This window comes from Pseudomonas sp. Marseille-Q8238, assembly GCF_965111915.1.
Map to the genome: position 1 here is coordinate 4,858,592 of NZ_CBCOPI010000001.1, position 13,194 is coordinate 4,871,785.

12 protein-coding genes and 2 riboswitches are annotated in these 13,194 nt (G+C 64.1%); of the genes, 8 read left to right on the plus strand and 4 right to left on the minus strand.

The genetic code is table 11. The annotated features are described in order from the left end of the window. Positions 1–2: 2 nt before the first annotated feature. The 5 genes from ACWPW0_RS22390 (at position 3) to ACWPW0_RS22410 (ending at position 6,163) form a co-directional block, all read left to right on the plus strand. Entirely contained in the window at positions 3–1,376 is a 1,374-nt protein-coding gene (locus tag ACWPW0_RS22390; protein WP_454256599.1) for an efflux transporter outer membrane subunit, read from the plus strand. Positions 1,377–1,820: 444 nt separating this feature from the next. After that, positions 1,821–1,910: riboswitch (glycine riboswitch) on the plus strand. Continuing rightward, positions 1,911–2,010, plus strand: a riboswitch (glycine riboswitch). It begins immediately after the preceding riboswitch. Between the two features lie 21 nt (positions 2,011–2,031). Then, complete coding sequence (locus ACWPW0_RS22395) at positions 2,032–2,652, plus strand: trimeric intracellular cation channel family protein (protein ID WP_447595221.1); 621 nt, start codon at positions 2,032–2,034, stop codon at positions 2,650–2,652. A 92-nt stretch (positions 2,653–2,744) separates the two neighbouring features. Next, positions 2,745–3,737, plus strand: coding sequence for an AraC family transcriptional regulator (locus ACWPW0_RS22400; protein ID WP_454256600.1), 993 nt, complete (start codon positions 2,745–2,747; stop codon positions 3,735–3,737). Positions 3,738–3,925: 188 nt separating this feature from the next. Next, positions 3,926–4,954, plus strand: a complete 1,029-nt coding sequence (locus ACWPW0_RS22405) for a histone deacetylase family protein (RefSeq protein WP_447595225.1) — start codon at positions 3,926–3,928, stop codon at positions 4,952–4,954. 108 nt (positions 4,955–5,062) lie between these two features. Next, on the plus strand, positions 5,063–6,163 hold the full coding sequence (locus ACWPW0_RS22410; RefSeq protein ID WP_454256601.1) for a polyamine ABC transporter substrate-binding protein: 1,101 nt from the start codon (positions 5,063–5,065) through the stop codon (positions 6,161–6,163). A 182-nt stretch (positions 6,164–6,345) separates the two neighbouring features. Here the strand turns inward: ACWPW0_RS22410 and ACWPW0_RS22415 are convergent, their stop codons facing one another. Beyond that, entirely contained in the window at positions 6,346–7,383 is a 1,038-nt protein-coding gene (locus tag ACWPW0_RS22415; RefSeq protein ID WP_454256602.1) for a threonine aldolase family protein, read from the minus strand. Positions 7,384–7,757: 374 nt separating this feature from the next. Between ACWPW0_RS22415 and ACWPW0_RS22420 the strand changes: the two genes are divergently transcribed. Beyond that, the gene (locus ACWPW0_RS22420) at positions 7,758–7,973 is read left to right on the plus strand and encodes a DUF1127 domain-containing protein (RefSeq protein ID WP_454256603.1); all 216 of its coding nucleotides are present in this window, start codon (positions 7,758–7,760) and stop codon (positions 7,971–7,973) included. Between the two features lie 202 nt (positions 7,974–8,175). Further along, entirely contained in the window at positions 8,176–8,571 is a 396-nt protein-coding gene (locus tag ACWPW0_RS22425; RefSeq protein WP_447595233.1) for a hypothetical protein, read from the plus strand. A gap of 51 nt (positions 8,572–8,622) precedes the next feature. On the opposite strand, the gene oadA is transcribed toward ACWPW0_RS22425, so the two are convergent. Together oadA and ACWPW0_RS22435 are read right to left on the minus strand one after the other, a co-directional pair. Then, positions 8,623–10,431, minus strand: a complete 1,809-nt coding sequence (gene oadA / locus ACWPW0_RS22430; RefSeq protein WP_447595235.1) for a sodium-extruding oxaloacetate decarboxylase subunit alpha — start codon at positions 10,429–10,431, stop codon at positions 8,623–8,625. An 11-nt stretch (positions 10,432–10,442) separates the two neighbouring features. Continuing rightward, a complete protein-coding gene (locus ACWPW0_RS22435) occupies positions 10,443–11,858 on the minus strand; it encodes an acetyl-CoA carboxylase biotin carboxylase subunit (RefSeq protein ID WP_454256604.1) in 1,416 nt (471 codons plus the stop codon). A 187-nt stretch (positions 11,859–12,045) separates the two neighbouring features. Here ACWPW0_RS22435 and ACWPW0_RS22440 point away from each other — a divergent pair, with 187 nt between their 5' ends. Continuing rightward, positions 12,046–12,996, plus strand: coding sequence for a LysR family transcriptional regulator (locus ACWPW0_RS22440; protein ID WP_454256605.1), 951 nt, complete (start codon positions 12,046–12,048; stop codon positions 12,994–12,996). Here ACWPW0_RS22440 and ACWPW0_RS22445 read toward each other — a convergent pair. Continuing rightward, positions 12,950–13,165, minus strand: a complete 216-nt coding sequence (locus ACWPW0_RS22445) for a PA3496 family putative envelope integrity protein (protein WP_447595240.1) — start codon at positions 13,163–13,165, stop codon at positions 12,950–12,952. The genes ACWPW0_RS22440 and ACWPW0_RS22445 overlap by 47 nt on opposite strands. Positions 13,166–13,194: the final 29 nt, after the last annotated feature.

Here is a 13,194-nt window from a genome sequence, read left to right on the forward strand (position 1 = left end):
CCATGACTCGCTACCTCGCTCCGGCACTGTGCGCCGCCCTGTTGCTGAGCGCTTGCAGCCACAAGCCCGAAGCGCCTGCCGAGCGATCCGCCGCGCCGACGCAGTGGCGCCATGCGCAGGCCGGTGAAACCGTTACCGATACCTGGTGGCGTGGCTTCGCCAGCACCGAGCTGGATACGCTGATCGAGCGCGCCCTGGTCGACAACCAGGACCTGGCCGCTGCCGCCGCCCGCCTGCGCCAGGCCGAAGCCTCCGCCCGCGCCGCCGGTGCGCCCCTGCTGCCGCGCCTGGATGGCAACCTCGGCGCCAACCGCGATGGCCGCCTTGGTGACAATCCCGACACCGCCGGCAACCGCTACAGCGGTGGCCTCGCCGCCAGCTACGAAGTGGACCTGTGGGGCCGCCTCGCCGCCGACCGTGATGCCGCCCAGGCCGAGCTGGCCGCCAGCCGCTTCGACCGCGACGCCCTGCGCCTGACCCTCACCGCCACCCTGGTGGAGACCTGGCTGCGGCAGGTCGCGCTGGCCGAACGCCTGCGCCTGGCCGATCTCAACCTGGCCAACGCCGAACGGGTCCTGGCCACCGTGCAGGCCCGCCAGGCCGCCGGCGCGGCAACGCCGCTGGAACTGGCCCAGCAACGCGGCCTGGTGGCGGAACAGCGGCGCACCCGCGAAGAACTGCGACAGCAGGCCGATGACATCCGCAGCAACCTGGCCGTGCTGCTCGGCCAGGGCACATCGGCCGACGCGACAGGTGCGGCACTCGCCACCCTCGCCGCACCGTCGCTGAGCGCCGGCCTGCCCAGCGACCTGCTGCTACGCCGCCCCGACCTGGCCCGCGCCGAAGCCCAGCTGAGCGCCGCCGACGCGGACCTGCGTGCCGCCCGCGCCGCCCTGCTGCCGCGCCTGAACCTGTCAGCGGGTGCCAGTGGTGCCGCCGGGGGACTGAACCGGGTATTCGCCGATCCGGTGTATTCGCTGGCTGCGGCTCTGACTGCACCGATCTTCGACGGCGGCGCCCTGGCTGCCGAGCGCGACCGCAGTGCCGCGCGGCGCGAGGAATTGCTGGCCACGTACCGCCAGCGCATCGTCGAGGCCTTTGCCGATGTGCAGGTGGCGCTGAATGCCAGTGCTGGCGTGGATGCCCAGTGGCAAGCCCAGCGCGAAGTGCAGGCCCAGGCCGAGCGGGCGTTGCAGTTGGCCGAGCGACGCTACCGGGCGGGTGCCGATGACCTGCTCAACCTGCTCGATGCCCAGCGTACGCTCTACGCTGCCGAGGACCAGAGCGTGCAACTGCGCCTGGCTCGTTTGCAGGCGGGCGTGGCATTGGCGCGGGCGCTGGGTGGGGGCTGGAACACGGACACGCCGCTTCCCTAAGCCATGCGAGGCTGCTTCGGCCCACGTCTTGAAGGCGTTAGCTCTGGGGAAAGGTTGGTATCAGAGCGATATTCCTTGGCCTTGGGGGCTAGAGTCCGCTGGCGTTTCGGCATGGATGGCTGGATCGAGGCACAAGCGGACACCGCAATTGGTGGGCTGAAGCCCACCCTACGCGGGGGTATGACTCTGTAGGGTGGGCTTCAGCCCACCAACTGGCGTGTCATGAAACGCAAAGTCGAGTGTCCGCTTGCGTCTCAAAGAGGCCCGTTTGAAGGACTGGACCGGAAATATATTTCCATCCGGGTCAATGAGTTAAATCGGAACATCAACAGCTCCTCAGCCAGTTCGGCAAACAGCCACGCCAAGAATCAAAAACCCTACAAGCCCACTCATCCAAACCCACATCGGATGGCCAGGCAACCACCCCGCTTTTCCCCTATACTCCGCCACCTCGCAGGAGAGTGAAGACCGCAAGGTCCTCCGCCGAAGGCGCAAACTCCCATAATCGCTCAGGCTCAGTACTGCGGACGTCCATTCAAGCCGACTGGAGAGCGGTTGCTTCGAGCAACCCACCGAAGGGGCAAGCGGCATCGCGCTGCACAAACTCTCAGGTACACCGGACAGGGGGAGAGGCATTCGAACGCAGGAGTTCTGTGTGCTGCTCTATGTCTATCTGATCGCCATTACCGCCGAAGCCATGTCCGGGGCACTCGCCGCCGGACGCCGCAACATGGACATGTTCGGCGTGGGCCTGATCGCCTTCGTCACCGCCCTCGGTGGCGGCACCGTCCGCGACATGCTGCTGGGCAATTACCCGGTTACCTGGACCCAACACCCCGCCTATATCTACCTGACCATCTGCGCCGGGCTGTTCACCATGCTCATCGCGCGCTTCATGCACCACCTGCATCGCCTGTTCCTGCTGCTCGATGCCATGGGCCTGATCGCCTTCACGGTGATTGGCTGCAACGTCGCCCTGCAGTTGGGCTACTCGCTGCCCGTGGTGGTCATGGCCGGTATCACCACCGGTATCTTCGGCGGCATCCTGCGCGACATTCTGTGCAACCGCACCCCATTGGTGCTGTGCGAAGAGTTGTACGCCAGCGTTTCGCTGCTGGTCGCGCTGCTCTACCTGGGGCTGCGCCACCTCGGTGTGGACGAGGATCTCAACCTGCTGGCCTCGTTCACCGCCGGCCTGAGCCTGCGCCTGGCGGCGATCCGCTGGTCGTGGTCGCTGCCGGTGTTCTCCTACGAGCCAGGTCGCTGGGACAGCTGAACATCGTGCCACGGCGACGGCCATGAGCCTTTCGCCGTGACGAGGTATGGTTCTTGCTTTGCTTATTGGCATTGTCACTGCCGATAACGCCCATGCTGCATTCGCACCTGACCACCCTGCACACCATCTCCCTGATCCTCCAGTTGCTCGACAAGGAGGGAGAGGACAGCGCCGAAGACCTGCTGGCCGGCAGCGGCATTCGTCTGAACGACCTGCAGCACCCTGATATTCGCATCACCACCGCACAGGAAATGCGCGTCTGCGCCAACGCCCGCGCACGGCGGCAAGAGCTCGGCCTGCTGCTCGGCCAGCGCATGCACGTATCGTCCTATGGGCTGCTCGGTTACACCTTGCTCTCCAGTGCCACCTTGGGTGACGCCCTCGAACTGGCCCTGAGCTACCCCGCCCTGCTCGGCACCTACTTCGAGCTCAGCCTGCACCATGAAGGTGACAGCGTCTGGCTGCAGGCAGACGGCTACCGCGACCTGCATGAACTGGAAACTTTCAATACCGAGTTCTGCCTGGCCTCGCTCAAGCTGGTCTGCGACGACCTGCTCGGTCGTCCGTTGCCACTGCGCGACGTGCAATTCAAACACCCCGAGCCGGACTACCGCGCGTCCTACGCCGCCAGTTTCGATGCGCCGCTGCGCTTCGATGCCGGGCGTAACGCCTTGTGCTTCGACGCCGCCTGGCTGGCCCAGCGCCTGCCCCTGGCCGATCCGGTGACCCACCGCGACATGCGCGAACGCTGCCGCCAGCAGAACAGCGAGTTCGTCCACCACCAGGGCTGGGTCACCCGCTGCCGCCAGACCCTCGCCAGCCAGTTGCCGGCACCGCCGGGCCTGGACAGCCTGGCGCGGCAATTGAAGTGTTCGCCCCGCACCCTGCGCCGCCACCTGCAGGATGCCGGCACCAGCTACCAGACCCTGCTGGACGAGCTACGCTTCGAGCAGGCGCGCCAATTGCTCGGCCAGGCTCTGCCGATCAATCACATCGCCGAAGTGATGGGCTACAGCGAAACCGCCAGCTTCCGGCATGCGTTCCAGCGCTGGAGCGGGTTGTCACCCAGCCGTTTCCGCGCCTGAGTCGCTGCACCCACCAGCCTGAAAAACAGGCATACAGGACCCGCCCCTGCCGCGTTGCATGCACCAGTTGGTGGGCAAATAACCAACAAAATGGCCACATCTATCCCCTACTGGCCATCCCGAACGTTCTCGCCACGGCCGTCCGCTGCCAACAATGCGGACAGTCTGATCGACCGGAGAACAACAAGATGCTGACCATCTACAGTGACGATCACCGCCTGCACCACGGGCGCTGCGAGCTGATCGACGGTGAACTCAAGCCCTGCTTCGAGATGCCGTCGCGCGCCGACCACGTGCTGCAACGCGTGAAGGACCGCGCCATCGGCGAAGTCCGCGAGCCGGCCGATTTCGGCCGCGGCCCCCTCGAGCGCGTCCACACCCGCGCCTACCTGGACTTCTTCGCCAGCGCCTGGCAACGCTGGGCCGCCGACGGCCACACATCCGACCTGCTGCCCTACACCTGGCCGGCCCGGACCTTGCGCGCCACCCTGCCGAGCACCCTGCACGGCCAGCTCGGCTACTACAGCTTTGACGCCGGCGCGCCAATCACCGCCGGCACCTGGCAGGCCGCCTACAGCGCCGCCCAGGTCGCCCTTACCGCCCAGAAGCTGATCGCCGACGGCGCCCACAGTGCCTTCGCCCTGTGCCGTCCACCTGGCCACCACGCCGCTGCCGATGTGATGGGCGGCTACTGCTACCTGAACAATGCCGCCATCGCCGCCCAGGCCTTTCTCGACCAGGGCGCCAAGCGTGTGGCCATCCTCGATGTGGACTACCACCACGGTAACGGCACGCAGTCGATCTTCTACGCGCGCAACGACGTGCTGTTCACCTCGATCCATGGCGACCCGGTGTTCGAATTCCCCTTCTTCCTCGGCCATGCCGACGAAACCGGCGAAGGCGCCGGCGAGGGCTACAACCTCAACCTGCCGCTGCCGGCCGGCAGCGCCTGGGATGTGTGGGGCGCGGCCCTGGACACCGCCTGCGAACGCATCGCCGCCTACGACGCCGATGTGGTGCTGGTGTCGCTCGGCGTGGACACCTTCAAGGAAGACCCGATCTCCCAGTTCAAGCTCGACAGCCCCGACTACCTGCGCATGGGTCAGCGCATTGCCCGTCTCGGCAAACCGACCCTGTTCGTCATGGAAGGCGGTTATGCGGTGGAGGAAATCGGCATCAATGCGGTGAACGTGCTGGAAGGTTTCGAGGGCGCGTAGGGTGAACGACGCCCTTTCCGTCCACCGCTAGCATTCCAGAAAGACCGGGGCGATGGATAAACCGCCATCCACCCGCCAACGCTTATAACGAGTCAAGGGAGCGAAACGATGAAAGCGATCAACCGACTACTCGGCGCCACGCTCTGCGGCGTCACCCTGCTGGCCGGCGCAGCGAACGCGGCGCAGCGCGAGTTGCGCGTGTACAACTGGGCTGACTACATCCTGCCAGCGGTGCCCAAGGACTTCTCGCAGAAGACCGGCATCAAGCTGACCTGGGACACCTTCGAAACCAACGAAGCACTGGAAGCCAAACTGCTGGCCGGCAACTCCGGCTATGACCTGGTGGTGCCGACCAATACCTTTCTCGACACGCAGATCAAGGCCGGTGTGTTCCAGAAGCTGGACAAGAACAAGCTGCCCAACTGGCAGCATCTTGACCCGGGCCTGCTGCAACTGATGACCACCAACGACCCCGGCAACCAGTACGCCGTGCCCTACATGTATGGCACCGTGCTGATCGGCTTCAACCCGGCCAAGGTCAAGGCCGCCCTCGGCGACAATGCGCCCGTGGACAGCTGGGACCTGGTGTTCAAGCCGGAGAACATGGAGAAGCTCAAGTCCTGCGGCGTGGCGATGCTCGACTCGCCCGGTGACATCATGCCCATCGCCCTGCATTACCTGGGCCTGGACCCCAACAGCACCAAGGCCGAGGACTACGAGAAAGCCACTGCACTGATGCTGAAGATCCGCCCCTACGTCGCCTACTTCCACTCCGCCAAATACATGACCGATATCGCCAACGGCGACATCTGCGTGGCCATCGGCTACTCCGGCAGCTTCTACCAGTTCGCCAACCGGGCCAAGGAAGCCGGCAACGGCGTGGTGGTCGACTGGCGCCTGCCCAAGGAAGGTGCGCCGCTGTGGTACGACTCCTTCGCCATTCCGGCCAGCGCGAAGAATGTCGAGGAAGCCCACGAGTTCCTCAACAACCTGATGGACCCGAAGGTCATCGCTCCGGTCAGCGATTTCCTTGGCTACCCCAACCCCAACAAGGACGCCATGCCGCTGGTGGGCCCGGAGATCCGCGACAACCCCAACCTGACACCGACCGCCGAAGCGCAGAAGACCCTCTACGTGCTGCAGCCGCTGCCGCAGAAGATCGAACGGGTACGCACCCGCGCCTGGGTAAAAGTGAAATCGGGCAACTGATTCGCCTGCTCTGAACCCGGAACCGGCCCATTGGCCGGTTCTTTTTTACAGGTCCACGCGGATCGCACTGCTGTATTGAGTGGCACCAACCAGCCCAGCTCGACCCTAGGGTGCGCCGCATGCTCCACGAGCATTCACAACATGCTCGCTGTACGCGCCCCATCGATCCCCGCGTTGGAAGCCTAGGCCATCGCCCTGCGGATATCCGCCGCCAACTCACGCACCCGCGCCTCTTCCGTGTCCCAGGAACACATGAAGCGTGCGCCACCCGCCCCGATGAAGGTGTAGAACCGCCACCCCCATTCGCGCAGACGCGCGAGGCCAGGCTCCGAAAGCTGCAGGAACACACCGTTGGCTTCCACCGGGAACATCAGGCTGACGCCCGGCACATCATCGACCAGCTCGGCGAGCAGGCGTGCGCAGCGGTTGGCATGGTCGGCGTAACGCAGCCAGGCGCCGTCCTGCAGCAACCCGACCCAGGGAGCGGACAGGTAGCGCATCTTCGAGGCCAGTTGCCCGGCCTGCTTGCAGCGGTAATCGAAATCCTCGGCCAGGGCCTTGTTGAAGAACAGGATGGCCTCGCCGACCGCCATGCCATTCTTGGTGCCGCCAAAACACAGCACATCGACGCCGGCCTTCCAGGTCAGCTCTGCGGGGCTGCAACCGAGGAACGCACAGGCATTGGAGAAACGCGCCCCGTCCATGTGCAGGTTGAGCTTGAGCTCCTTGCAGGTCTGGCTGATCGCGCGGATTTCCTCCGGGCGGTACACGGTGCCGACCTCGCTGGCCTGGGTCAGGGTAACCACGCGCGGTTTGGGAAAGTGGATGTCCTGGCGCTTGAGCGCGACCTCGCGGATGGTCGCCGGAGTCAACTTGCCCTGTTCGGTGTGCGCCGTAAGCAGCTTTGAGCCGTTGGAGAAGAACTCCGGCGCGCCGCACTCGTCGGTCTCGACGTGAGCGGTCTCCGAGCAGATCACGCTGTGGTAGCTCTGGCACAGCGAGGCCAGCGCCAAGGAGTTGGCAGCCGTGCCATTGAAGGCAAAGAACACCTCGCAGTCGGTCTCGAACAGTGCGCGAAAGTGGTCGGCGGCACGCGCCGTCCACTGGTCTTCGCCGTAGGCACGCTGGTGCCCCTGATTGGCCTCGGCCATGGCGGTCCAGGCTTCCGGGCAGATTCCGGAATAATTGTCGCTGGCAAATTGCTGGGTCTGATCGGTCATGCTCGGGCTCCTCCAATCCCACCGTCGGTGGCAGGTGAATGCGCCTTACTGTACGCCAACCCGATATGCCGTTGCGCTGCCTTGCGAGCGTAACAGTGCCTGCCTTATTCACAAAAAGATCAGAACTGTACCAGTGATAAAATCATGCCAAAACCTATACAGCCAGTGATTATCGCTGCCTTTCAGGTAACCGCATGGCTATTCACTTATGACCCATACAGTTGCAGGCATAAAAGCAGAACAGTTGTCGTGTGACTCGATCAATAGCCCGAGAATTTCGTCCAGCTGTGCCTGTAAATCTGCCCATTCGATCAGGAAAATAGGCTTCCAGTAGAACACCCTCTGATGCCGCCACAAGCGGAAGGAAGACCACCATGGACCGTACCCTCGGTTCCGATCTGTTCGCCGAACAGTCCCCCGTATCGACTCACGACCACTCGTCGCCGAGCCTCCTCTCCACCCTGCTGCTATGGAAACGCCGCATCGTCAGCCGCCATCAACTGGCCCGGCTGGATGAGCGCCTGCTAGCCGATGCCGGCATCAGCCTGATGCAACGCTCCCAGGAAGTCCGCAAGCCGTTCTGGCGCTAACGCACCCGCACGCACCGCTTCTTTCCAGTCTTGGTCCTTGACCCAAGGGCAGGTCGCAGCACAGGCACATGTCTGCGCTGCGCCTTGGCGCGGTATCGCGAAAATTCTTCTGCACCGCTGGTGGCAAATAGCTATATTTGCGCCCCGCTCGACGAGTCGTCGGCGATTTTTCGCTCATCCCAATGCCTACAAGGACGAAGACATGCCCTCGCTACGCGCCGCCGTATTGCTCCTGCTTGCCCTGACCACCACCGGCTGCTCCACCTCTTCCTGGTTCAAACTGCCGGAAAACAGCACCCTGGTCATTGGTGAACGCCCGACCCAGTATTCGCAGGGCCTGGTGAAAAGCCGTCCCTTCGCGTGGGGCGCAGCTGCGGGGATTCCCTATCGCATCGAAGACAAGCAGGCCGGCACCGTCAACGCCGGCAAGCTGAGGAGCCGCTTCCGCGTGCCGTCCCTGTTCTGGCCGCCAGTGGCCATTGCCTACTGGCCGATGGGCTTCGGTCAGCGCTGCTACGACCTGACCGGTCCCGAGCCGCAAACCTGCACCCATCAGGACATGGTCGACCTGCGCTCCAACCAGCGCCTGCGGCGCTGAAACGAAATCGGGGCCCTTGTGGGCCCCGATGTTCATCTACGGACAGCGCGATCAGGCTTCGACTTCCACCAGCACCTCGCCCGGATTGACGCGGTCGCCCTTGGCCACGTGAATGGCCTTGACGGTACCGGCAATCGGCGCCTGCACTTCGGTTTCCATCTTCATCGCTTCAGTGATCAGCACGGCCTGGCCGGCTTTCACCGTGTCGCCTTCCTTGACCAGTACATCGACGATATTGCCCGGCATGGTGGTGCTGACATCGCCCGGTGCGCTGGCATGCTTGCGCTTGCTGCCGCCTCCGCCGACGAAGTCGTTGAGCGGCTCGAACACCACCTCTTCCGGCATGCCATCGATGGACAGGTAGAAGTGCCGCTTGCCGTCGCCCTTCACGCCCACACCGGTGATATCCACGCGGTAGCTCTCGCCGTGCACGTCGATGACGAACTCGGTCGGCACACCTTCACCGCCAACCGGCGCCACACCACCCGCTTCCGGAATCGGCAGCAGCGCTTCCGGAGTCAGGGTACCGGCAGCACGCTCCTCGAGGAACTTGCGACCGATGTCCGGGAACATGGCGTAGGTCAGCACGTCTTCCTCGGACTTGGCCAGGGCGCCCACTTCGGCGCGCAGCTTGGCCAGCTCCGGCGGAATCAGGTCGGCCGGACGCACGTCGATGACTTCCTCGCTGCCGATCGCCTGCTTGCGCAGCTGCTCGTTGACCTTGCCCGGCGCCTGACCATAGCGGCCCTGCAGGTACAGCTTCACCTCGTTGGTGATGGTCTTGTAGCGCTCGCCGGCCAGCACGTTGAACACCGCCTGGGTGCCGACGATCTGCGAGGTCGGCGTCACCAGCGGCGGGAAGCCGAGGTCTTCGCGCACTTTCGGAATCTCGGCGAACACTTCGTTGATGCGATTGAGCGCGCCCTGCTCCTTCAACTGGTTGGCCAGGTTGGACATCATCCCACCCGGCACCTGGTTGACCTGCACGCGGGTATCCACGGCGGTGAATTCGCTCTCGAACTGGTGGTACTTCTTGCGCACGGCGTGGAAGTACATGCCGATCTCCTGGATCAGCGCCAGGTCCAGGCCGGTGTCGTACTCGCTGCCACGCAGGGCGGCGACCATCGACTCGGTGCCCGGATGGCTGGTGCCCCAGGCGAAGCTGGAGATGGCGGTGTCGATGTGATCAGCGCCAGCCTCGATGGCCTTGAGCTGACACATCGAGCCCAGGCCGGCGGTGTCGTGCGAGTGGATGAACACGGGCAGGTCGATCTCGGCTTTCAATGCCTTGACCAGATCGGCCGTGGCGAACGGCGTGAGCAGGCCGGCCATGTCCTTGATCGCGATGGAATCGATGCCCATGGCCTGCATGGCCTTGGCCTGCTTCACGAATGCCTCGACCGTGTGCACCGGGCTGGTGGTGTAGCTGATGGTGCCCTGGGCGTGCTTGCCGGCGGCCTTCACCGCCTCGATGGACACGCGCAGGTTACGCACGTCGTTCATCGCGTCGAAGATGCGGAACACATCGATGCCGTTGACCGCGGCCTTGGCCACGAAGGCGCGCACCACGTCGTCGCTGTAGTGACGGTAGCCGAGCAGGTTCTGCCCGCGCAGGAGCATCTGCAGGCGGGTGTTGGGCAGCGCGGCCTTGAGCTTGCGCAGACGCTCCCATGGGTCTTCCTTGAGGAAGCGCACGCAGGCGTCGAAGGTGGCGCCACCCCAGACTTCCAGCGACCAGTAGCCGACCTTGTCCAGCTTGTCGCAGATGGGCAGCATGTCTTCGGTGCGCATGCGCGTGGCGATCACCGACTGGTGAGCGTCGCGCAGGATGGTGTCTGTGACCGTGATCTTTTTAGCCATGATTCAATTCCTCACAGGCCGGCATGGGCGGCGATGGCGGCGGCGATGGCCAGGGCCAGTTCGTCCGGTTTGCGTTTGATCGAGTAGTTGGTCAGTTCCGGGTGGGCTTCGACGAAGCTGGTGTTGAACTGGCCGCTGCGGAACTCGGGGTTGCGCAGGATTTCCTGATAGTAGGCCGCGGTGGTCTTCACCCCCTGCAGGCGCATGTCATCCAGCGCACGCAGGCCACGGTCCATCGCCTCTTCCCAGGTCAGTGCCCAGACGATCAGCTTCAGGCACATCGAGTCGTAGTACGGCGGAATGGTGTAGCCGGTGTAGATCGCCGTGTCGGTGCGCACGCCGGGGCCGCCGGGCGCGTAGTAACGGGTGATCTTGCCGAACGAGGGCAGGAAGTTGTTCTTCGGGTCCTCGGCGTTGATGCGGAACTGCAGGGCATAGCCGCGGTACTGGATGTCTTCCTGCTTGACCGACAGCTCCAGCCCGGAGGCGATGCGGATCTGCTCGCGGACGATGTCGATGCCGGTGATTTCCTCGGTGATGGTGTGTTCCACCTGCACCCGGGTGTTCATCTCCATGAAGTACACCTCGCCCTCGGCGAGCAGGAACTCCACGGTACCGGCGTTCTCGTAGCCCACCGCCTTGGCCGCACGCACCGACAGGTCGCCGATGTAGGCGCGCTGCTCGGGGGTCAGCTGCGGGCTGGGAGCGATCTCGATGAGCTTCTGGTTGCGGCGCTGGATCGAGCAGTCACGCTCGAACAGGTGCACGGTATTGCCGAAGGAGTCGGCCAGCACCTGTGCCTCGATGTGCTTCGGGTTGACGATGCACTTCTCGAGGAACACCTCGGCGGAACCGAAGGCCTTGGTCGCCTCGGAAATCACCCGCGGGAAGTTCTGCTCCAGCTCCTCGCGGCTGTTGCAGCGGCGGATACCGCGGCCACCACCACCGGACGTGGCCTTGAGCATCACCGGGTAACCGATGCGGTCACCTTCGCGCAGCGCTTCAGCCAGGTCGGCGACGTTGCCTTCGGTGCCCGGCGTGACCGGCACGCCAGCCTTGATCATGCTGCGTCGCGCCTCGGTCTTGTCGCCCATGCGGCGGATCACTTCGGCGCTCGGGCCGATGAACTTGATCCCACGCTCGGCGCAGATATCGGCCAGCTCGGCGTTCTCGGAGAGGAACCCATAACCGGGGTGCAGGGCATTACAGCCGGTTTCCACCGCCAGGTTCACCAGCTTGCGCGGGTTCAGGTAACCGGCCAGCGGATCGTCACCGATGCTGTGAGCTTCATCGGCGCGCTTGACGTGCAAGGCCATGCGGTCGGCGTCGGAATAGACAGCCACCGAGCGGATGCCCATCTCGGCGCAAGCGCGCACGATACGAACAGCAATCTCGCCACGGTTGGCAATCAGGATTTTCTTGATCACGAGCCAGCTTCCTCGATCACGTGAACAGGCGCCCGGCAAGGCCGGGCGACGTGTGACCGCAAGGATGTAGCGGCCTGCGAAATACCCTACGCCGCTCGATCGATTACCGAAAATCAATAATTTTTGGGATATCTATTAGTTAAACCTTATAGTTATTCGATCCATACGCCATACGGTCCCCTTATCGATGCGCAAGTCATTGATGCGAATAACATTTCGCCAACTGCAGATTTTCCGGGCGGTCTGTGAAACGCGCTCCTACAGCCGCGCAGCGGAAGAAATGGCACTCACCCAGCCGGCAATCAGCTTGCAGGTGCGCCAACTGGAAGAGCTGATCGGCCAGCCGCTGTTCGACTACGTTGCCAAGAAGCTCTACCTGACCCAGGCCGCCGAGGCCCTGCTGAAAACCAGCGAAGACATCTTCGGGCGCCTGGAAAGCCTGGATATGCAGCTTTCCGACCTGCAGGGCACGCTACAGGGGCAGCTCAACCTGGCGGTGGAGTCCAGCGCCAAGTACCTGGTGCCGCACCTGTTCGCCGCCTTTCGCGCGCAACACCCGGAGGTCAACCTGCAACTGGTGGTGGTCAACCACGCCCAGGCGGTCAAACGCCTGTCGCAGAGCCGCGACGACCTGCTGATCATGTCCCAGGTACCGAGTGAGCTGGCGCTGGATTTCTTCCCCTTCCTCAACAACCCGATCATCGCCGTGGCGCCGGCGGATCACCCCCTGGGCGCACACGCAGACCTGCGCCTGCAGGACCTGACGTGCTACCCGCTGCTGGTCCGCGAGGCGGGCTCGGGCACGCGCAAGGCTTGCGAGGAGTATTGCCACCAGAAGCGTGCGCACTTTGCCCAGACCCTGGAGGTGGGCTCGACCGAGTCCCAGGTCGAAGCAGTAATCGCTGGCCTCGGCCTGGCCTTGCTACCGCGCCATGCGGCACGCCTGGAACTGGCAACCGGCCTGCTGCGCGAGCTACCCGTCGATGAACTGCCGCTGTACCGCAGCTGGTGCGCGGTGCATGCACGCGGCAAGCACCTGTCGCCTGTGGCCAAGGCGTTCCTCGACTTCATCCGTAACGAGCGAGCACAGATCAGCGCGCTGGGCGAGCGCTTCGGCGGCCAGCAGCCTGTTGCATGACGGCGGCATTGGCGGCGATAAGCTCGGGAAAATCGGCGATCTGCAGGCTCAACCGGCGTTGCTCGGAATAGTCTTCGATGGCGCGGCGGAACTGCATGCGGCGCAGGTCTTCCTGCTGGCGGCGGCTCTTGCCCGGATGGGCTTGCAGATCATCATGGTGACGAGACATGACACGACTCCAGTGCAGATGCGGGAAGC

What these genes read in the sequence shown, in the direction of transcription:
- ACWPW0_RS22425 (WP_447595233.1), top strand. Translation starts at nt 8,176, where the DNA reads ATGCCCTCGCTACGCGCCGCCGTATTGCTCCTGCTTGCCCTGACCACC.
- ACWPW0_RS22445 (WP_447595240.1), bottom strand. Translation starts at nt 13,165, where the DNA reads ATGTCTCGTCACCATGATGATCTGCAAGCCCATCCGGGCAAGAGCCGC.
- oadA (WP_447595235.1), bottom strand. Translation starts at nt 10,431, where the DNA reads ATGGCTAAAAAGATCACGGTCACAGACACCATCCTGCGCGACGCTCAC.
- ACWPW0_RS22400 (WP_454256600.1), top strand. Translation starts at nt 2,745, where the DNA reads ATGCTGCATTCGCACCTGACCACCCTGCACACCATCTCCCTGATCCTC.
- ACWPW0_RS22415 (WP_454256602.1), bottom strand. Translation starts at nt 7,383, where the DNA reads ATGACCGATCAGACCCAGCAATTTGCCAGCGACAATTATTCCGGAATC.
- ACWPW0_RS22410 (WP_454256601.1), top strand. Translation starts at nt 5,063, where the DNA reads ATGAAAGCGATCAACCGACTACTCGGCGCCACGCTCTGCGGCGTCACC.
- ACWPW0_RS22405 (WP_447595225.1), top strand. Translation starts at nt 3,926, where the DNA reads ATGCTGACCATCTACAGTGACGATCACCGCCTGCACCACGGGCGCTGC.
- ACWPW0_RS22440 (WP_454256605.1), top strand. Translation starts at nt 12,046, where the DNA reads ATGCGCAAGTCATTGATGCGAATAACATTTCGCCAACTGCAGATTTTC.
- ACWPW0_RS22420 (WP_454256603.1), top strand. Translation starts at nt 7,758, where the DNA reads ATGGACCGTACCCTCGGTTCCGATCTGTTCGCCGAACAGTCCCCCGTA.
- ACWPW0_RS22390 (WP_454256599.1), top strand. Translation starts at nt 3, where the DNA reads ATGACTCGCTACCTCGCTCCGGCACTGTGCGCCGCCCTGTTGCTGAGC.